This window comes from Pseudomonas sp. G11, assembly GCF_029457515.1.
GTDB lineage: Bacteria > Pseudomonadota > Gammaproteobacteria > Pseudomonadales > Pseudomonadaceae > Aquipseudomonas > Aquipseudomonas gorinensis.
In genome coordinates this window covers 997,860-1,017,959 of record NZ_CP120377.1, presented here as the reverse complement: position 1 = coordinate 1,017,959, position 20,100 = coordinate 997,860, and the positions used below count along the sequence as shown (strand labels likewise).

The window sequence follows — 20,100 nt, the reverse complement described above, 5'->3', positions numbered from 1 at the left end:
CGAAAAACGCCTCCCAGCGATCGTTGGGCGTATCCCCCGGCCTTCCGGCTTTCATCGACAAAAAAAGAAAAAGCCCCGCATAACGGCAGGTGTTCACCCATCGTCACTCGGAGCTTTCGGGCCACTGCGGGGCCGTTTTCAGGCGACGGGCTTGGCCCCGTACCAGCGCGGCGTGTACACCCACTCACCGCCACCGGCACGTGGGAACGTGCAGGTGGTGGATGAGCCGACCAGCACCATGGTGCGCATGTCCACCTGGTCGGGCGTAAGTTGCCCCAGCGTGGTGACCCGCAGGGTCTGGCCGGGGCGACCGATATCGCGGCCCAGTACCACCGGCGTGTCGGCCGTGCGGTGCTGCGCGACGATTTCCAGGGCACGCCCCAATTGCCATGGCCGCGCCCGCGAGATCGGGTTGTAGAACGCCAGGGCCAGATCGGCCTGGGAAGCGAGGTCCAGGCGTTTTTCGATAATCGCCCAGGGCTTGAGGTTATCCGACAGCGACATCACACAGAAATCATGTCCCAACGGTGCGCCTGCCTGGGCAGCCGTGGCCAGGCTGGCGGACACCCCCGGCAGGATTTCCAGGTCGACCTGATGCCACGCCGGGTCACTGGACTCGTGCAACGCCTCGATCACCGCCGCAGCCATGGCGAATACACCAGGGTCGCCGGACGACACCACCACCACCGAACGGCCTTGGGCTGCCAGCTCGAACGCGTGGCGTGCACGCTGCATTTCTTCACGGTTATCAGTGCAGTGCTGCACCTGGTCGTCACGGAAAGGCCCGGCCATGCGCACATAGGTTTCATAGCCCAGTACATCGGTGCAACGCGCCAGCTCGGCCTTCACCGCCGGAACCATCAGTTCGGCCGCGCCAGGGCCCAGGCCGATCACGGCGAGGCGCCCACGCGCGCGGCCAATTTGCGACACATCCAGGGGCTGCTCGGCGACAGTGAGCATGATCTCTGCGTCTTGCTCCACCTTGGCGAAGCGCAGCGGCACACCCAACTCCAGCGCGGCATCCTGCAACGATGCTTGCGCCATCTGCGTCTCACTGGCCAACAGGCAGGCCAGGGATTGCACGGCGATCCCCGCGTCATGCAACGCCGTGCGCACACGCGCCGCCAACTGCGCACCGGGCTTGCACGTAGCGCAGACGTTCTTCGGATAGATCAGCAATTCATTGGCCGCAGGCGCACGCTCGGTATTGCCCACATGAATCGCCAGGCGCGCCTGCTGATCCTGCGGCAGGTTGGCCTGGTCCAGCCACGGCGCGGCACCTTCGATGCGCACGCTTTCGCCGGCCAGCAGGTCCGAGACAAAGCGCTTGCCCAGCTCCAGGTCGCCCAGTTGATAGCCCGCGGGCGGGTTGAGCAGGCAGGTGCCGAAACGCAACTCGCCGCTGGTGGTGATCGCAGCGTTCACGCCCAGGGCCGCGGCAACATCCCGCGCCATGACGTTTACGCCTCCCAGGCCGCCCAGCAGCGGTACAACGGCACTGCCGTCTTCAGCCACGGCCAACACGGCGGGTTCTTCGCCTTTTTCCAGCAGCAGCGGCGCCAGGGTGCGGATCACGATACCGGCCGCGCACAACGCAATCAGCGGCGTGCCTTGCTGATACAGCTGGCGCAGGGTCGCACCGAACTCACTGTAGGCTTGGTCCGCGCCGTCGACCCGCCCGGCCAGACCATGGATCAGCGCGCCAGGGTAAACCTGTTGAATCTTGCGCGCAGTGGCCAGGCTGCCCTGGCCCAGGATGACAATCGCCGGCTTCATCAACCTTGCCACCGTTCACCGGGCACGATGATCAATGAGAAATACGGTGACGACATCGGCTCCACCTGATCCAGCGGCACGATCTTCTGGTTGGCCATGGTGGCGCGCTCCACATACAGCGCACGCTCGGCCAGGCCGAGTTCTTCCAGCACCTGGCGCACCTTGGGGAAATTGCGCCCCAGTTTCATGATCACCGCCGCATCGGCATCCGCCAGGCGGCGCTTGAGGTCGTCATGGGGCAACACACCCGAGAGCACTGACAGGCTCTGGTTGCGATACACCAATGGCGCGCCAAGTACCGAGGCACCACCGAGCATCGAGCACACGCCCGGGATGACCTGGGCTTCGTAGCGCTCGGCGAGGCGGTCGTGCAAGTACATGTAGGAGCCGTAGAAGAACGGGTCGCCTTCACAGATCACCGCCACGTCGCGGCCGGCGTCCAGATGCGCGGCGACGTCGAGGCTGGCGCCGTCGTAGAAGTCGCTGATCACTTGCTCATAGGACAGCGGCGCCGGCAGCGCTTCGGTGGTCACGGGGTACACCAACGGCATCAGGGTCTGTTGCGGCACCAGATGGTCTTCGATGATGCCGAAGGCGTTACCCTTCTTACCCTTGGCCACGAAGTACGCCACCACGGGCGACTCGCGCAGCAGGCGCAGGGCCTTGAGGGTGATCAGCTCCGGGTCACCGGGACCGACGCCCAGGCCGATCAAACGTCCGCGTGCCGGCATTATTCGACCTCCGTGGCGAGGGCATTGACTGCGGCGGCGGCCATGGCACTGCCGCCCAGGCGGCCTTGCATGATCACGAAGGGCACGCCACGGCTATCGGCGGCCAGCATGGCCTTGGACTCGGCGGCGCCGACAAAACCGACCGGGAACCCCAGGATCAGCGCCGGCTTCGGCGCACCGGCGTCGAGCATCTCCAGCAGGTAGAACAAAGCCGTCGGCGCGTTGCCGATCACCACCACGCTGCCTGCCAGGTGCGGGCGCCACAGCTCCAGTGCGGCGGCGGAACGGGTGTTGCCCAGCTCCCGCGCCAACGCCGGCACGCTGTCGTCGCGCAGGGTGCAGATCACTTCGTTGTTGGCCGGCAGGCGCGCGCGGGTCACGCCTTCGGAGACCATCCGCGCATCACACAGAATCGGCGCGCCAGCAGCCAGCGCATCACGCCCGGCCTTGCCCGCGCCTTCGGAAAACTGCAGGCCGTCGATGGCCTCGACCATGCCGCAGGCATGAATCACCCGCACCGCGAGTTTCTCCAAATCAGCCGGGATACGCTCCAACTTGGCTTCCGCGCGAATAATGGCGAAGGAGTTGCGATAGATCTCCTGACCGTCGCGGATGTAATCAATCATCGGTGTTGCTCCGTGGGCGAGCGCGCAGCAGGGCGCCCGCCGCTTCAATGGAAAGAGTGCGCGCGTGCAGCCGGCCGAAGCCTGGGTGGGCGGCATCGCGAAAATAGAGGTCGTAGTGGCCAGGACTCACCGCCAGCAGGGTGACCGGCGCGGTATGTGCCGCAGCGCAGGAGCGTGGGCAGCCGGACAGGTGAACCTCGTGCTCGGTCTGTAATGAGGCCAGTCGCACGGCGTCGACCTTGGTATCGGCCAGGGCCTTTACGCAGCCACTGGAACCGGTGCAGGCGGTCATGCGCGCCAGGGGTTGGTCGGGAGTGCAGAGGAAGCCCAGCTGCCCCAGGCGTTGGGTCACGGCGTGAGGTTTTTCGACGTTGGGCAGCAGCACACCTTGCCAAGGGGTGAAGCGCAATGTGCCGTCGCCATGTTCGTTGGCGAGTTGCGCGACGCCCCTGAGCATCGTCGAATCCAGGCGCCCCAAGGGTACGATGGCAGCGACGTAGAATTGATTTTTTTGAGACTGTGGATAACTCCCGAGGTGCAGCAAAGCACCGCTGGGCGGGCGCTGGAAGCCGTCGGCTGGCAGCAGCGGCAGGCTGAGGCGGCTCAGCAACTTATCCACAGCCAGATGGCGCATGCGCGTTTGCTCTGGGGTGGCGAGGTCAAGAAACGCCTCCAACACCGCCACCACCAATGCATGACCCTGCTCCAACGGCACGGCAGCCAACGGCGCATCCAGCCCCGGACAACCTGCCAGGCCGAACGCGAGGAGCGTCTGGCCATTGCGTACGAACGCCGACAGCCACAGATCGTGATGATGCTCGAGCATCGCCAGGGCCTCGCCGCCGTCCAGTTGCACGGCGAACTTGGCCGACAACTCATGGAAACGCGGATGATTTTGCAGGGTGGCGAGGATCTGCTCGGCCAGCGGGCGGGTGTCGAACAGCATCTGTGGATCAATACCGGCACTGGGGCTGAGCATCAGGTTGCGTACGTCATCCCCGGCGGCGTTGCTCGGGCCCAGGTCGGCAGCCAGCAGCCTGGTGATCAAGGCGTCTTGCTCGACACCGATCCCGCGAATCTGCAGGTTCGCGCGGTTGGTCGCCTCGATCACGCCCCCCGCGTACGCCTGGGCCGCATCCGCCACGGCATGGGCCTGGGCGGCGCTGATCGAACCACCGGCCAATTTGATCCGGCAAATGCCGCCATCCAGCGCCTGGACGATACGCAGCAACCCCGGACAAGCCGAGGGGCGCAAGGTGTTCAGAGCGGGCGTTGGGTTCACAGGGCTACCGGTTCACGGGTAAAGGCGCGGTATTATGCCTGCTTTGTCCGGCGGCATGAAAAGCCTGCCCGTCGGATGTCGTTCAAGGAATTGATATGTCGCCCTGGCTGACGGTTGTAGGCATCGGTGAAGACGGCTTCAAGGGGCTGGGCAGGAATGCCCGGCATGCCCTGTTGCGCGCCTCGCGGATTATAGGTGGTCAGCGCCAGTTGGACCTGTTGCCGGTGTGTATTCGTGGTGAGCGCCAGGTGTGGCCGAGCCCGTTTTCCCTGGAGCCGGTACTGGCGCGGCGCGGCGAGCCTGTGTGCGTGCTGGCCAGCGGCGACCCGATGTTCTATGGCGTGGGCGCCAGTTTGGCGCGCCAGGTGGCGGCTGAAGAACTGCTGATCTTGCCGGCGCCGTCGTCGGTGTCGTTGGCGGCGGCGCGGTTGGGCTGGCCGTTGCAGGAGGTGGTGACGCTGTCCGTGGTGGCCCGGCCGGTGGCGGCGCTCAATGCGCATCTGGCCACGGGTGTGCGTTTATTGGTACTGAGTAATGACGGCGGCAGTCCCGCGTTGATTGCTTCGTTGTTGGCCGAATCCGGGTTTGGGCCCAGCCGATTGACAGTGTTTGAACACCTGGACGGCGCGGATGAGCGGCGCATCGACGGTTTGGCCGAGGATTGGCAACACGCCTCGGTCGCCGACTTGAACCTGGTCGCCATCGACTGCCTGGCCTCCAGCGACACACCCCGTCTATCGCGCCTCGCTGGCTTGCCCGATTCCGCCTTCCGGCACGACGGCCAACTGACCAAGCGCGACGTCCGCGCCATGACCCTCGCCCGCCTCGCCCCGATGCCCGGCGAGCTGCTGTGGGATGTGGGTGCGGGCAGCGGCTCCATCGGCATCGAATGGATGCGTGCGCACCCCAGCTGTCGCGCACTGGCGATTGAAGCGGACGAAGGCCGCCAGGGCCTTATTGAACACAACCGCGACGCCCTCGGCGTGCCCGGTTTGCAGTTGATTCGTGGCAAAGCCCCGGAAGCCTTGCACGGCCTTACAGCACCCGACGCCATCTTCATCGGCGGCGGAGTCACCCGCGAGGGCGTGCTCGACACCTGCTGGCAACACCTGCGCCCCGGCGGCCGGCTCGTCGCCAACGCCGTGACCCTGCAAAGTGAGATGACCTTGATGAACTGGCGCGCTCAACATGGCGGTGAACTGACGCGCATCCACATCGCTCAGGCCCAGCCGCTGGGTGAATTCGATACGTGGCGGCAGGCGCTTCCGATCACCCTGCTGGAAGTGGTCAAGCCGCGATGAAACGCATCCTGCTGCTGGGCGGTGTGACCGAAGCGCTGGCTATCGCTCGTACGTTGGGGCCGGAACATATCTACAGCCTGGCCGGTGTGGGCCGTGTGCCGACCGATCTCGCCTGCCAAGTGCGTGTCGGCGGTTATGGCGGCGCCGAAGGGCTGGCGCAGTTTGTGCGCGACGAACACATCAGCTTGATCCTCGACGCCACTCACCCGTACGCGGCGCAGATCAGCCGCAATGCCGCCGAGGCAGCAAGGGTGTGCGGTGTGCCGTGTTGGGCGTTGCGGCGTCCGGCGTGGCAGCCGCAGGCGGGGGATGATTGGCGAGAGGTCAGCGATTGGGCCGCGTTGATTGAAGCGTTGAAACCGTTCAAGCGCCCGCTGTTCACGTTGGGACGAGAGCCGCTGCAGCACCTTGATGAGATCCCGCCGGAGCAGTTCTGGACGTTGCGCGCGCTGGATGTGTATCCCGGCAATGAGCGCTGTGAAGTGATTGGCGCACGCGGTCCGTTCCTGATCGAAGATGAACGCGCGTTGTTTGAACGGCGTGGGATTGATGTGCTGATCAGCAAGAACAGCGGCAGCACAGCGACGGAGCCGAAGCTGGAAGTGGCGAGGGAGCGTGGGGTGCCGGTGTTGGTGTTGAAGCGGCCGGTGTTGGCGGCTGTGGATCGGGAGCTTTTGTCGCCCGCGGAAACAATCGATTCGTTGGCAGATTTCATTCGATAAGTCAGGATCGCTCGCTTGCTTGATTAGTAACCTATTTGTTACCTTCAGGGCGACCAATGATTGAAATTGAAGAATACCGACGCGATAACCAGTTGAGCCCATTCGATGAGTGGTTTTCATCGTTGAGTGTGCCGGCAGCAACCAAAGTTTCAACTGCTTTGTTTCGACTTGAAATGGGCAATACAAGCAACATCAAATGGTTCGATGGGCTCGGCGAATACCGCATCGACTGGGGGCCAGGCCTACGAATTTATCTGATACAAGAGGGCCACCGATTAATCATTCTGTTCGGTGGTGGCGACAAGTCCAGTCAAAAGCGCGATATCAAGACCGTGAAGTCGCTGATCGATCAGTATCAGCGTGACAAGAAAGTGAAACAAAAGAGGTAACCAGCATGGCGCTTACCCGCAGCTACAAACACACAATCGCCGAGCGTGCTCAACGTGATCCTGAATTCGCCCAAGCTCTTCTTGATGAGGCCGCTACACTGTTTCTCAATGGTGAACCGGAAATTTCACGTGTGATTCTGCGCGATTTGGTCAACGCCACAGTGGGCTTTGAAGGACTCGCAAAGGAAACCGCCAAACCGAGCAAAAGCCTGCATCGGATGCTATCAGCCAGTGGTAATCCAAGCATGGATAATCTCTCGGCGATTTTTGCGGTGATTAGAAAAGCCCTGGGCGTTGATATGCAGGTACACGGAGTTCCCACTGCCTAATTTGATCGTTCCCCTGCTCTGCGTGGGGACGATCACAGTCGTGTTATTCGCTGCCTGCGGCTGTTGTCTGCCCAACACCATCGTGTACCCGATCAGCCAGCAACTGCGCCAGCTCGATCAACTGCGCAACGCCCAGTAATTCCTCGCGTGGTGCGCCTTCCAGGTTAAAGGCGATGTCGCAACTCAGCGCGTTGGCCGAGGCAAGTGTTTCGCTGAGGTTGACCAGCAGGCCTTCGGTGCTGATGCCATCGGCCACGGTGAAGAGCCGAACGGGGGGATTTGGGGTGGGTTTGATCATTGTGAAGCTCCTTAGAAAGGTGGAGCTGCCACTGATTCGCCGCGACGCGATAGGGTGGCAGCTGTACGCAGGTTCGCGGACCGGTCTAAGGCATCCCGGCATACCCGAAGGTATCCCGCGCACAGCCACCATTTAGCCGCACAGTAGACGATAAAAAAGCATCAACTGAAAGCAGGCGATAGCGCTTTTGCTCTTAGAAAACCCGGGCCGCGACGCCCGTCCGCTGCGTTTACAGCGGTGTACGGAGACTAGAGACCGAGTGTCCTAGGGACAACCTCAAATCCCTGTCGGAAATTTCTGCTTGTACGAATAACCAGCCAAACGACTAGCTATTTGGCCTCCCTCCAAAAAGTCGATTCTACCTACAAACACTTCCGAACCAGCTGGCTGGCTCAGCCAAAAGCCCCCGCCCTAACCTCCTCCCTCGCGGTTTTACGTCAGCGCCCGCGAGGGGGATGCACTGCTTTTGCAGCGCGTCGCATCTTGCCACTTTGTATCCCAAGGAATACGATCCAAGATGATTCAGTTTAAGAAGTCAAAACACTTTCTAGAATGGCTTGATTCGTTACGCAGTAAACCCGCGCGAGCACGCGTACTGGCAAGGTTGGATCACGCGCAATGGGGCAACTTTGGAGACTGCGAAGCACTCGGAAATGGCGTTTTTGAAATGCGCATCCACTATGGCCCTGGCTACAGGGTTTATTTCACTCGCAGAGACGAAGTGGTTTACCTGCTGTTGATCGGAGGCGACAAGTCAACGCAGAAACGTGACATTCAGCGCGCTAAACAAATTGCAGAAGACTTTGAAAAAAAGGAGTAACTCATGAATGAATTCACTGACTTCGACGTGGCGGAGCACCTAAAAAACCCCGAGGATATGGCCGAATATCTTGAAGCGTGCTTCGAAGAAGATACGGGTGACGGTCTGCTGATCCGTTCAGCGCTAAACAACATCGCCCGCGCCCAAGGCATGACCCAAGTAGCCCGCGATGCCGGCCTCGGAAGAGAAAGTCTATACAAAGCCCTCTCCAGCAATGGCAATCCCGAGTTCGCGACTATCATGAAAGTCATGAAGGCTTTGGGCCTCAAGCTTCACGCTACAGCGATCTGATAGTACTGCGACACCAAACCACACCGCCCCTTTTTACTTCTCCCCCCCGATCAGGCTAAATACCCACCTGATCGTTTAACCCTACGGATTGTCCGCCATGGCCCGTCAACGCTTTGCAATTGCCTGGATCGCCTGCCTTGCAGTGCTGTTCAATGCGTTTGCCATGCCGATGGCCAGTGCAATGCAGCAATCCAAGGACCCCGTGCAGCAATTGCTGTGGGGTGGTTTCTGTTCGTCCAATGGCGCCAGCCTGAAGACGATTGCCCTGGGCAAGCTGGAAATTCCGGCGCCGCAGCAGGACGAGCATTCCGCCATGCAGCATTGCTGGTGTTGCTCGGGCTCCCCGTCGCTGGTGGCGTTGCCGGGGCATGCGCCGCAGTTGTACGTCACGCGGTTCGAGGCGGTGCAGAGCCTGCCGCCGCCCTCGTTGCAAAATCCCACACCGCGCCAGCAATGGCCGAGCCTTAACCCCCGCGCCTCTCCAACGGTCTGATTGTCTTCGCAAGTGAACTGCGTTTAGAACCGTTCTGGAGAACTGCCATGCTTAAATCTTCCCTGCTTCTGGCTGCGTTGCTGCTGCCGGTGTTCAGTGCTGCCAATGCCGCCGACTACAAGGCTGGAGACCTGTCGGTCAGCGATCCCTGGTCCCAGGAATTGCCGCCGAACGCGCCAACCGTCGCGGCGTATTTCGTGATTCATAACACCGGCGCTACCCCGGACCGCCTGCTCAGTGTCGACACGCCAGTGGCCGACAAGGCCGAACTGCATGAGCATGTGATGCAAGGCGACTTGATGAAGATGCAACAAGTGCCCAGCGTTGCCGTGCCGGCCAAGGGTGACTTGACCTTCGCGCCCATGGCGTATCACGTGATGTTGCTGGGCCTCAAGGACCGCAGCCTGCTGGCCGATGGCAAGCAATTCCCACTGACCCTGACCTTCGAAAAAGCCGGCAAGGTCGAAGTGGAAGTGTCGGTGCAGAAAGCGCCGCCGATGGCCGGCCACGAGCATATGCACGCTCAGTAAGCCAACCTCGATGGGCGCCCCTCGCGCCAGGTTATCTCCACATCGCCGCGTGATGCGCGGCAGTTGGATCAGCCTGTTCGCCATGCTGATGATCTTTATCGGTCCGCTGATTTCCCAAGCGATGCCGACGGATCAGCACGCCGGTATGTCCATGGCCATGTCGATGGACATGCCCAACTGCCATGGCGAGTCCAAGCCAACCAAGACGCCCGACGAGCATCACGTCCTCTGGGAAAAGTGCGGCTATTGCAGCCTGCTCTTCAGTTGCCCGGCCCTGCCTGGCAGCGTGTCATTCATGGCCCTCGGCCCCCCACCGCCGGCCAATGCCCTCACCCCCTCCCCGCGCCTGGGCCATGCCCGGCAGAGCATTTTCCCCGGCGCACGCAGCCGCGCGCCCCCCATCGCCTCGTAAACCCTTAACACCGTTACTTCACCCCGGCCGACTTTAGACAGACAGCCGCAGGCTGCTGGCCGTGTTGTTTACGATTGATAGATGGAATGTGTATGTCCAGGTTTACTGCTGACTCCCGTTTGGGAAACGCCCCCGTGTTCGCCGTTCTGTGCGGCGCACTCTTGGCGCCACAGGCCCATGCCGACGAGCACGCCGAGCATGAGCTGACGCCCACCGTGATCACCGCGATCGCTCCCAGTTCGCCACTGACCGTGGTCACCAACCCCAAGGACCCGCGCCAACCGGTGCCCGCCAGCGACGGCGGCGACTACCTCAAGACCATCCCCGGCTTTGCCCTGGTGCGCAACGGCGGCACCAATGGCGACCCGGTGCTGCGCGGCATGTTCGGTTCGCGCCTGAACATCCTCACCAATGGCAGCATGATGCTCGGCGCCTGCCCAGGGCGGATGGATGCGCCCACCTCGTATATTTCCCCGGAAACCTACGACAAGCTCACCGTGATCAAAGGCCCGCAGACCGTGCTCTGGGGACCCGGCGCCTCGGCGGGCACGATTCTCTTCGAGCGCGAGCCGGAGCAGTTCGGCGAACTCGGCACACGGATCAATGCCAGTGTGCTGGCCGGCTCCAACGGCCGCTTCGACAAAGTCATCGATGCCGCCGCTGGGGGGCCATTGGGCTATGTGCGGGTGATCGGCAACCAGGCGCATGCCGACGACTACAAGGACGGCAACAACGACACCGTCGCCTCGCGCTATGACAAATGGAACGGCGACGTCGCGGTCGGCTTCACCCCCGACGCCGATACCCTGCTCGAACTCACCGCCGGCCGTGGCGATGGCGAGGCGCGCTACGCCGGGCGCGGCATGGATGGCTCGCAGTTCCTGCGCGAAAGCCTGGGCCTGCGTTTCGAGAAATCCAATCTCGGCGAGGTGCTGGATAAGGTCGAAGCCCAGGTCTACTACAACTACGCCGACCACGTGATGGACAACTACAGCCTGCGCGTCCCGTCGGGCACCGGGATGATGGCCGGGCCCATGGCCTCCAACGTTGACCGCCGCACCCTCGGCGCGCGCATCAAGGCCACCTGGCGCTGGGCCGATGTACAGCTCATCAGTGGCCTGGACGCGCAGACCAACGAACACCGCCAGCGCAGCAGCATGGGCATCGATACCTACAAGGACCTGCCGCGCAACAAGGACGCCAACTTCCACAACTACGGCGTGTTCGGCGAACTGACCTGGTACGCCGCCGACCGCGATCGCCTGGTCACCGGCGCACGCCTGGACCGCGCCTCGGCCAAGGACTTCCGCCAGACTACCGGATCGGGAATGATGGCCCGCCCCAACCCGACCGCCAACGACACCCGCGCCGACACTCTGCCTTCGGGCTTTGTGCGGTATGAGCATGACCTGGCCGACACCCCCACGACCCTCTATGCGGGCCTGGGCCACTCGGAGCGCTTCCCGGATTACTGGGAGCTGTTTTCCCCCAACACCGGGGCGGTCGGATCAGTCAACGCGTTCGATGGCGTGAAGCCGGAGAAAACCACCCAGCTCGACTTCGGCGCGCAATACAAGACTGCCGACCTTGAAGCCTGGGCCTCGGGCTACATCGGCCAGGTGCGCGATTTCATCCTGTTCGACTACCAGCCCGGGATGATGGGTACCACGTCCCAGGCACGTAATGTCGATGCGCGCATCATGGGCGGCGAACTGGGCGCGGCCTACAAGCTGACCCCAAACTGGAAGGCCGACGCCACCCTCGCCTACGCCTGGGGCAAGAACAGCAGCGACGGCAAGGCCCTGCCGCAAATGCCGCCCCTGGACGCACGCCTGGGCCTGACCTACAGCGAGGACGACTGGAGTGCCGGCGCCCTGTGGCGCGTGGTCGCCGCACAAAACCGCATCGACCAGAACGCGGGCAACGTGGTCGGCAAGGACTACGACAAGAGCGGTGGCTTTGGCGTGTTCTCGCTGAACGGCGCGTACCGCATCAATAAAAACTTCAAGGTCAGCACCGGCGTCGACAACCTGTTCGGCAAGGCCTACGCCGAGCACTTGAACCTGGCCGGCAACGCGGGGTTCGGCTACCCGGCCAGCGACCCGCAAGCCATCAAGGAACCGGGGCGCACGCTCTGGACCAAGGTGGACATGAGCTTCTAAAAGCATCGGGGGCAAGCCCCCCTCCCACAATTGGAATGCATTCCACATGTGGGAGGGGGCTTGCCCCCGATGGCGGTGTAACTGAACCCAAAAAACTAAAGCCTTGCGGAGCCCCTGATGACCACTCAAAAAGTCTCCTTCTACAACCTGGCCTGGCGCTGGCACTTCTACGCCGGGCTCTTCGTCGCCCCTTTCATGGTGCTGCTGGCCCTGACCGGCATCATCTACCTGTTCAAGCCCCAGCTCGACCCGCTGATGTATGGCGACCTGCTCAAGGTGCAAACCGCCGAGCACGCGTTGAGTGCCGATGAGCAACTGCAACGGGCCCAGGCGGCCTTTCCCCACGGCAAGCTCAGCAAGTACTTGCCACCGGCCGACGCCACCAGCAGCGCACAGTTCGTCATGCGCGCTGGCGGCCGCGACGTGACGGTCTTTGTCGACCCCTATCGCGGTACGGTACTGGGTGAGCAGGATGCCAAGTACAACCTGCAGGCCATCGCCCGCGCCCTGCATGGCGAGCTGATGATCGGCACCGTCGGCGATCGCCTGGTGGAGCTTGCCGCCGGTTGGGGCGTGATGCTGGTGGTGTCCGGCCTGTACCTGTGGTGGCCGCGCGGCAAGGCCTCGGCCGGGGTGCTGTGGCCACGGTTCAGCAGTCGTGGCCGTGTGTTCTGGCGCGATCTGCACGCGGTCGCCGGTTTCTGGGGCGCGGCCTTCTTGCTGGTGATGCTGCTCAGCGGCATGACCTGGACGGGCTTCTGGGGCAAGCAATACGCTGACCTGTGGAACACCTTCCCGGCGGCGATGTGGAACAACGTGCCGCAGTCAGACCAGCAGGCGCGGGTGCTCAACACGGCGACTCAGCAGACCGTGCCCTGGGCCATGGAAAACACGCCGATGCCGATGTCCGGCGACCATGCCGAACACATGCAGCACGGTGCCACGCACGCCGCTCCCGCCGCGCCCACGGTCAGCCTGCAACAGGTGGTCGAGCTGGCCAACGCACGCAAGGTCGAACCCGGCTACAGCATCACGTTCCCCACCACGGCCGACGGTGTGTTCACCATCGCGGTATTCGCCGACGACCCGCGCAACGACGCCACCCTGCATGTGGATCAATACACCGGCAAGGTGCTGGCCGACGTGCGCTGGGAACACTACGGCATCGTCGCACGCGCGACCGAGACCGGTGTGATGCTGCATGAGGGCAAGATGTTCGGCTGGGTCAACCAACTGATCGTGCTGCTGATCTGCCTGATGATCCTGCTCAGTGCGGTCAGTGGCGTGGTGATCTGGTGGAAACGCCGGCCACAGGGTGGCCTGGGGGTTCCGCCGCTGCGCCATGACCTGCCGAAGTGGAAAACCGCCCTGGTGATCATGCTCGGGTTGGCGATCATTTTTCCCTTGGTGGGCGCGTCGTTGATAACCGTATGGGCCTTGGATCGCCTGGTGTTGACGCGTTTTTTCAACCCCGACAAACCTGCTTCCCGCTCCGCATGAAACAGGCGCCGCGCCCAGGCCACCGGCAACACGGCCTGGGCAGCGGCGGTTCGTTGATCCGGGCCCTTTCACCGCCCCTCGGGGGCGCCGTCATGGCCCTGTTCCAGCGTTGCCAAAGGATTTCTTTTCATCCTTCAGGCTCTTTGTCACCGGGGGTCAAAGTTCATCTCTGTCTCGACCGTACTGGACGTCTTCAGGCTCAGGTTGGGCGCCTACATCCTTGATTTGCCATTCATCCCCCAACTCCCCCAGACGCGTCCAGAAAGCATCGGTCTCCAGCACCGACAGCTTTCCGTTTGCCCTCAGCGTTCCGATCAATTGAGTCGCAGAACGTTGGGGCCCCGTGGCGGCCAGCGTGTGTTCTGTCGCCGGGTTGGCCGGCAAGTACTTGAGCAATGCGCCGCCTCGGCTGATGAAATAGCATCCCTCGGCTGACGGCTCGTTCATTCGCAGAGTGTCCAGCATCGCCTTCAAATCCGCCTCGGCGATGAAGTTGGCCCTGAGAGTGCTTTCGAAAACCTCGGCACCCGCTGAAACCGCCATTGCCTTATAGAACGACTGCACGGCCACGACCTGGTAGTAACCGGCTCGATGGGCCGACGCCAGCGCCAGGCCGCCGCCACTTGCAAACAGCGCCGGCACCGTCAATGCCGTGCTTTGGTCTTCCTCTATCGGCGTCACCGCGCACACATCGTTGGTGCCGGCGACCTTGAGCACGCCGCCCAGGAGCGTCTTGCCGGCAAACCCGGCAGACAACCCCTGAGCGTGCCGTGCGGCGTCATCAGGATGGGCACACACCGGTCCGCACACCAGTAGAGGCGCCGGAAAGCCATAGACATACACAGCGGCGGCGCCCGGTTGCCAGGAGGTGTCAATGCGACCTCGACCGTTCCAGACCGGGCTCGTTTCCACGACATCCAGCGTGCCCTTGACCGCCAGGCTGTGCACATAGTCGACCAGTTGCAGCGCCCCACCCCGCAAGTAACTGTGCAGCTTGGTCGTTTCACTGGAAAACATCACCGACCGGTCGAGGCCATCAAATTGAAACTTGAGCAAAGCATCGTCAGCGCAGCGCAGATACAACGGCCAATAACCTTCATCTGCGGTTTTCTTGACGAAACTCAGTCCATCGGCAATGTCGCGCGGCCAAAAAAAGCTGCGCCCCATGGGGTCACCAGCCTTGCCGATGGCTGCGCTGGAGGCACACAGATACAACCCCACAATGGCATAGCCCTGAGGCAACTGCGCGTAGGGAAACACCTGCTCGAGCCGGGAGAAGTCCTGCCGTTGCAACGGCAGCGTGACCCTGTAGTGCTCTTTCCGGGTTGACTTGAGCAGATAGCCAAACGTCAGCCATTCTCTCGCGTCAGACGGTGGCAGCACTGAACTCACGGCGTCGTCGGCCTGGGTGAACACCGGGCTGAACGCGGGGTCAGCCAAGGAGCCCCGAATCAAGAGCCCTGGCCATTGATAAACGAATGCGGAAAATTCGCCGAGCAAGCGCCTGGGCGGTCCCCAGTACCGGCTCCCTTCAACCACCCTCAACTCGCCCGCCTTCGCCACCCGCGACACAAACTGCGTGGGCAGCAGTTCGCCACTGCGAATCCGCCGCTCGATGAGGTTATCCCCAACGTCGCCCTTGACCAGGTCGAGCGCAGCCAGATCCGCTTTGAGCGTCTGTTCCTCGGGGGAGTCCGTCAGGTTGTAGCTCAACAAGACGCCATCGGAGCCGATCAGGTACTCACGCTTGACATGCACTTCACGCCGCAACAGGTTCGACAGCACGCTGGTGGGTACCATGCTGGTGTAGATGGCCTTCTCGGTCGCAGACAATAGGATCGGCACCTCACGCGCAAGCGTGGAGCGGTAACGCCCGACAACGGTCGCCCCCTCTGGGTACAAGCCTTTCGAAACCGCCTGGTCAGGGAAGATCCAATTGAGCACAAAACCTTGAGGCGGTATCGCCAAGGGCGCCGTGGCGACGAACAGCCCATTGCCGAGGCGCAGCACTACACCACCATAGGCGCGTTGACGATTGTCACCAATCAACGTGCGCACATGCCGCACGGCATCGTCCGGCTCGGCAAATGCGGGGCTCAGGCGTCGTCGCATGAGCGTTGCATACCCTTGCCAATGCTCATTGACCGCGCCCCGCTCGTCCCAACACTGGCTGGTGCGTACCACATGCAACTGACCGCGCTTGGCCCATTCCCGGACAAAGTCCAGCGGTGTCTTGGCACCACTGGCCAGCGCGGTTTGAGTGGCCTCCAGTTCTTTTTCAAGCGCGCCGCCGCTGCCGAACGCAAACGGCCCCGGCAGGCGATAGCGCAGCAACGCGCCCTCCTCGGTGGAGAAATAGATAGGCAAGTTGTCCCCGGCGTTGTACAGCTCGCCAAAACGCTTCGCGTCGTAAAGGCTCGAATACAGCACCGTTGGCAATACGAAAAAACGCGTCAGCCAGGCCTTCGAAGTGGTCAGCCCGGTGGGTTGCCATTGTTGGGAGCGAAACAGCGCGCGGAGCATGAACCCTGGCGGGAATACATAGCCCTTATCCGTCCTCGCAAACAACGCATTGCGCGAAAACAGCTTGATAGACGTCGTCACATCCATCACCTGAGTCGCGATGTACTGCTCGTTTTGCGTGTGTTTGAGAATGAACGCGTAACAGGACTCAGTGGCCCGGTTGCGCCCATGAACCCGGGCATGCAGGTCCCGGGCGGCCTCCTCTGCCGTGGAGAAAATCGCGCCATAGGTGATGAAGTCGGGCGGACCTGCGCGGTCTGCGTAGGTGAAGTTCGGTGTCCAGTCTGAATACACGGGAGAACGCGGCCCCCACAGCGCATTCCCCTGGATAACCTGTAAACCTCCGGTCTCGGCCACCCGGCCAACCCATTGCGCAGGTTTGATCAGCCCTTTGTCCAGGCGCTGTTGAGCCCTGCTGCCACCAGGCTCCGGCACGACACCGTTCAACAGCACGGTTTCATTTGCCGAACCGCTTGGCGTATACGCCAAGAGACATGTCTCGCTTGCCGATAGATACGCCGGACGACCTTGTTGGATCACCCCATGGAGCTCTTCGGCGGAAAACACCTGCAGGTTGATCTCGGCCTCTTCCCGCGTCCAACGGCGCTGCTCGATCCAGTCGGGATGCACCATGGACAACGCCACGTGGGAACCATAGCGCCCATGAATCACATAGGGTTCAGGAGGAACCAGCGGGCCCTGGTCGCCCGCGGGGAAAAACAGCGCCGAGGCAAAAGGGTTGACCTGGCTTTCCATCGGCTCAGTGATAATGAAGCGGCCATCTTCGCTCTTGAGAATGTAGCCACCATAGGATCGGTCCCGCCGACCACCCACTTTCTCGTGGGCATACACCGCAGCGTCCGTGGCCGAGAGAAACGTCGGGCTGAGTACCGCTTGATAAAACGGCGTGAGTAACGACGAGCGATTGTCCACCTCCCCTACGCGTCGCCAGAGTTCACCGGGCCGGACCACCGACAGGCTGCACGTATTGATCACCCGCCGGACAAAACCACGCGGGGTCAGCGTGCCAGCGATCATCTCGGCCTGGGCGCCCTTGTCGTTGAACACCCCGCCGGGGCCCTCGTCCACCAATTCTTCAGCCTCTACGGCACCGGGCAACTGGAGTTTCAGCACGGCCCCGTCGCTGGCCTCCATGTAAAGCGCCAGGCCACGGGTGTCGGCCTGGATATCGGCGGTGTTGCGGGCCTGGGTAATGCCCGCAACAAGTTGCGCCGGCGTAAAGAACGCCGAGTACATCCAGGGTTCTTTCGACGGAAAATCACTTGGCTGCGGCCAGGACCGGTAGTAGATGGCCTCCAGGCGGAACTGCGAGGGTAGCCGGGGTTTACCGTCGGGACGCTTGGGGAACAGGCTCGCCGGCGAGAACAGCACCGGGCCCGGCGCCTGCGGCCGAGTGGCGACGTAGGTGTCCTTCTGGACATGCTTGAGCACAAACCCCACTGTGCGCCCCGTGACGGTCGCCGGGGTGCTCTCCAACGCGGCGAGCACGGCCAACTCGGGGCGCTTGAATACCCGGGTAAAAAACGGTTGTTCCTGTACCGTCTCCAGCGGCCCGACCGGCGACTTGATTCTCCAACCGCGCTTTACCCGGCCACGCACTTGCCCCCACAAGGCATCGGCCACCACCACCCGAAGATCGCCGCCCTCGGCGACCTGCCAGATAAAGCTCTCAAAATCCGCACTGGCTGCCAGCGGCACCTGACCTTTCAAGCCTTGCAGCAGCGTCTTTTCCAGGGCATTGCCACTGGTGGTGTATTTCAACAGCGTGCCGGTCGGCCCACACAAATAGTGGGCCGGTACCGACTGGCGATGCTCAATGATAAACACCATATCGGCCGGCGAAAAAAAGCTTGTAAAGACGGCGGCCTGATCGTCGGTAAAGGTGGGGTTATGCTGTTTGATCCTGTCGGCGTGCGCAGGGTGGGAGTGGTACAACGCCGCGCAGGTGTAGCCAGCCGGGGCGATGAAATGATCGCGTTCATCCACGGCCATTATCTCGCGATGGTCAAACGTGACCTCCCCACCCTCCACGGGACGCGTGGCGAAAAAGTGATTGTCCTTCTTGAAAATCGCACCCCCGAACTCTTTGTCGCCGACACTCTTGCCCACGTGTTGCTGAGCCCAGCGGGCGGCGTCGTCCGCCGTGATGAAAGGAGGGCTAAGCGGCGGTAATACGGCAACATGGGTGCCATGCGCTGAACGCACATCTCTGAATAATGGGTTGTCCAACTCCTGTACTCCTGACGGCTGGTAGACGGATGTGGGCGCTTGACGGATGTCGCACCCCGTCCAGCGATTTTGAACACCCCCGCCAGGCGCCAGGCACTACATGTGTAGACCTGGCGTAGCCCCTCCTCACACGCGACGCAGCGCAAAGCACCAGAACGGTGCCGATGCAGGCCCCACGCTGACATTTCAGCCCCACATTGGAACAACCGCCTTTGCAAATGCCCCGTAAAGAGGCCGCTTTCATACCGGGCGCTGACCGGGCACAGCCTTTGCAATCACCGAAACAGCCACGTTGGCGGGCGGTTCGTGCGCCCCAGAAAAATAATCACTCACTCTCGGAGATCGCACCATGCAGCGTCGCAGCTTGATCAAGGCGTTAACGTTGTCGGCATCCATTGCCGCCATGGGTCTGACCTGGACCGTACAGGCCGCAGAAACCATCAAGGTCGGCATCCTGCACTCGCTGTCAGGGACCATGGCGATCTCCGAAACCTCGCTGAAAGACATGGCCTTGATGACGATCGACGAGATCAACGCCAAAGGCGGTGTGAACGGCAAAATGCTCGAACCCGTGGTGGTGGACCCGGCGTCCAACTGGCCGTTGTTTGCTGAAAAGGGTCGGCAGTTGCTGACCCAGGACAAGGTCGCCGTGGTGTTCGGCTGCTGGACCTCGGTGTCGCGCAAATCGGTGCTGCCGGTGTTCGAAGAGCTCAACGGCTTGCTGTTCTACCCGGTGCAATACGAAGGTGAAGAGATGTCGCCTAACGTGTTCTATACCGGTGCGGCGCCGAACCAGCAGGCGATCCCGGCGGTGGAATACCTGATGAGCGAAGAAGGCGGCGGCGCCAAGCGCTTCTTCCTGCTGGGCACCGACTACGTGTACCCACGCACCACCAACAAGATCCTGCGTTCGTTCCTGCATTCCAAGGGCGTGGCGGATAAAGATATCGAAGAGGTCTACACCCCGTTCGGCCACGCCGATTACCAGACCATTGTCGCCAACATCAAGAAGTTCTCCGCTGGCGGCAAGACGGCGGTGATCTCCACCGTCAATGGCGACTCCAACGTGCCGTTCTACAAAGAGCTGGCCAACCAGGGCCTGAAGGCCACCGACGTACCGGTGGTGGCGTTCTCGGTAGGTGAAGAGGAACTGCGCGGCATCGATACCAAACCGTTGGTGGGCAACCTCGCGGCCTGGAACTACTTCCAGTCGGTAGAGAACCCGGTCAACCAGAAATTCGTCGCCGACTGGAAAGCCTACGCCAAGAAACACAACCTGCCGGGCGCGGACAAAGCCGTGACCAACGACCCGATGGAAGCCACCTATGTGGGCATCCATATGTGGGCCCAGGCCGCCGAGAAAGCCAAGTCCACCGACGTCGACAAAGTGCGTGAAGCCCTGGCCGGCCAGACCTTCGCGGCACCGTCGGGCTTTACCCTGACCATGGACAAGACCAACCACCACCTGCACAAGCCGGTGATGATCGGCGAGATCCAGGCCGACGGTCAGTTCTCCGTGGTGTGGCAGACCCAGGAGCCGATCCGGGCACAGCCGTGGAGCCCGTACATCCCTGGCAATGACAAGAAGCCGGACTATGCGGTGAAGAGCAACTAAGCCCCACCACAGGTCAACTGTGGGAGGGGGCTTGCCCCCGATAGCGGCGT

At 62.2% G+C, this 20,100-nt stretch carries 18 protein-coding genes; 12 read left to right on the top strand and 6 right to left on the bottom strand.

Going from position 1 to position 20,100, the window contains the following annotated elements; all coding sequences use genetic code 11:
* Nucleotides 1-138: 138 nt before the first annotated feature.
* From cobJ to cobG, 4 genes are read right to left on the bottom strand one after another with little or no spacing between them, the layout of a single operon-like run.
* The gene (cobJ, locus tag P2T68_RS04525; RefSeq protein ID WP_193690136.1) at nucleotides 139-1,776 is read right to left on the bottom strand and encodes a precorrin-3B C(17)-methyltransferase; all 1,638 of its coding nucleotides are present in this window, start codon (nucleotides 1,774-1,776) and stop codon (nucleotides 139-141) included.
* Nucleotides 1,776-2,507 carry a precorrin-2 C(20)-methyltransferase gene (locus tag P2T68_RS04520; RefSeq protein WP_024073159.1) on the bottom strand — a complete coding sequence of 244 codons (732 nt, stop codon included), beginning with the start codon at nucleotides 2,505-2,507 and terminating at the stop codon, nucleotides 1,776-1,778. The genes cobJ and P2T68_RS04520 overlap by 1 nt, the downstream gene beginning before the upstream one ends.
* A complete protein-coding gene (locus tag P2T68_RS04515; protein WP_069075170.1) occupies nucleotides 2,507-3,133 on the bottom strand; it encodes a precorrin-8X methylmutase in 627 nt (208 codons plus the stop codon). Before P2T68_RS04515 ends, P2T68_RS04520 begins: the two co-directional genes overlap by 1 nt.
* A complete protein-coding gene (gene cobG / locus P2T68_RS04510) occupies nucleotides 3,126-4,415 on the bottom strand; it encodes a precorrin-3B synthase (RefSeq protein WP_227496844.1) in 1,290 nt (429 codons plus the stop codon). The genes P2T68_RS04515 and cobG overlap by 8 nt, the downstream gene beginning before the upstream one ends.
* Before the next feature lie 95 nt (nucleotides 4,416-4,510).
* Here cobG and cbiE point away from each other — a divergent pair, with 95 nt between their 5' ends.
* Genes cbiE through P2T68_RS04490 form a run of 4 tightly spaced genes read left to right on the top strand, consistent with a single transcriptional unit; the run spans nucleotide 4,511 to nucleotide 7,156 of the window.
* Entirely contained in the window at nucleotides 4,511-5,716 is a 1,206-nt protein-coding gene (gene cbiE / locus P2T68_RS04505) for a precorrin-6y C5,15-methyltransferase (decarboxylating) subunit CbiE (RefSeq protein WP_277379096.1), read from the top strand.
* Nucleotides 5,713-6,438, top strand: coding sequence for a cobalt-precorrin-6A reductase (locus P2T68_RS04500; protein WP_024073155.1), 726 nt, complete (start codon nucleotides 5,713-5,715; stop codon nucleotides 6,436-6,438). Before cbiE ends, P2T68_RS04500 begins: the two co-directional genes overlap by 4 nt.
* Before the next feature lie 56 nt (nucleotides 6,439-6,494).
* Nucleotides 6,495-6,827 carry a type II toxin-antitoxin system RelE/ParE family toxin gene (locus tag P2T68_RS04495; protein ID WP_024073154.1) on the top strand — a complete coding sequence of 111 codons (333 nt, stop codon included), beginning with the start codon at nucleotides 6,495-6,497 and terminating at the stop codon, nucleotides 6,825-6,827.
* Between the two features lie 5 nt (nucleotides 6,828-6,832).
* Nucleotides 6,833-7,156 carry a transcriptional regulator gene (locus P2T68_RS04490; RefSeq protein WP_024073153.1) on the top strand — a complete coding sequence of 108 codons (324 nt, stop codon included), beginning with the start codon at nucleotides 6,833-6,835 and terminating at the stop codon, nucleotides 7,154-7,156.
* A gap of 43 nt (nucleotides 7,157-7,199) precedes the next feature.
* Here the strand turns inward: P2T68_RS04490 and P2T68_RS04485 are convergent, their stop codons facing one another.
* Nucleotides 7,200-7,454, bottom strand: a complete 255-nt coding sequence (locus P2T68_RS04485; protein ID WP_024073152.1) for a DUF6124 family protein — start codon at nucleotides 7,452-7,454, stop codon at nucleotides 7,200-7,202.
* Nucleotides 7,455-7,971: 517 nt separating this feature from the next.
* Here P2T68_RS04485 and P2T68_RS04480 point away from each other — a divergent pair.
* From P2T68_RS04480 to P2T68_RS04450, 7 genes are all read left to right on the top strand, one after another.
* Entirely contained in the window at nucleotides 7,972-8,274 is a 303-nt protein-coding gene (locus P2T68_RS04480; RefSeq protein ID WP_102625774.1) for a type II toxin-antitoxin system RelE/ParE family toxin, read from the top strand.
* A 3-nt stretch (nucleotides 8,275-8,277) separates the two neighbouring features.
* Nucleotides 8,278-8,565, top strand: coding sequence for an addiction module antidote protein (locus P2T68_RS04475; RefSeq protein ID WP_024073150.1), 288 nt, complete (start codon nucleotides 8,278-8,280; stop codon nucleotides 8,563-8,565).
* Between the two features lie 97 nt (nucleotides 8,566-8,662).
* On the top strand, nucleotides 8,663-9,058 hold the full coding sequence (locus P2T68_RS04470) for a DUF2946 domain-containing protein (RefSeq protein WP_102625775.1): 396 nt from the start codon (nucleotides 8,663-8,665) through the stop codon (nucleotides 9,056-9,058).
* Between the two features lie 47 nt (nucleotides 9,059-9,105).
* Nucleotides 9,106-9,588 carry a copper chaperone PCu(A)C gene (locus P2T68_RS04465; protein ID WP_168232253.1) on the top strand — a complete coding sequence of 161 codons (483 nt, stop codon included), beginning with the start codon at nucleotides 9,106-9,108 and terminating at the stop codon, nucleotides 9,586-9,588.
* A gap of 10 nt (nucleotides 9,589-9,598) precedes the next feature.
* A complete protein-coding gene (locus P2T68_RS04460) occupies nucleotides 9,599-10,000 on the top strand; it encodes a DUF2946 domain-containing protein (RefSeq protein WP_024073147.1) in 402 nt (133 codons plus the stop codon).
* 92 nt (nucleotides 10,001-10,092) lie between these two features.
* Complete coding sequence (locus tag P2T68_RS04455; protein WP_024073146.1) at nucleotides 10,093-12,162, top strand: TonB-dependent copper receptor; 2,070 nt, start codon at nucleotides 10,093-10,095, stop codon at nucleotides 12,160-12,162.
* A gap of 117 nt (nucleotides 12,163-12,279) precedes the next feature.
* A complete protein-coding gene (locus P2T68_RS04450) occupies nucleotides 12,280-13,662 on the top strand; it encodes a PepSY domain-containing protein (RefSeq protein WP_277379095.1) in 1,383 nt (460 codons plus the stop codon).
* A gap of 156 nt (nucleotides 13,663-13,818) precedes the next feature.
* Here the strand turns inward: P2T68_RS04450 and P2T68_RS04445 are convergent, their stop codons facing one another.
* Complete coding sequence (locus P2T68_RS04445) at nucleotides 13,819-18,435, bottom strand: DUF4329 domain-containing protein (protein WP_277379094.1); 4,617 nt, start codon at nucleotides 18,433-18,435, stop codon at nucleotides 13,819-13,821.
* Between the two features lie 349 nt (nucleotides 18,436-18,784).
* Here P2T68_RS04445 and urtA point away from each other — a divergent pair, with 349 nt between their 5' ends.
* Nucleotides 18,785-20,050: an urea ABC transporter substrate-binding protein gene (urtA, locus tag P2T68_RS04440; RefSeq protein ID WP_024073143.1), complete on the top strand. Its 1,266-nt coding sequence runs from the start codon at nucleotides 18,785-18,787 to the stop codon at nucleotides 20,048-20,050.
* Nucleotides 20,051-20,100: the final 50 nt, after the last annotated feature.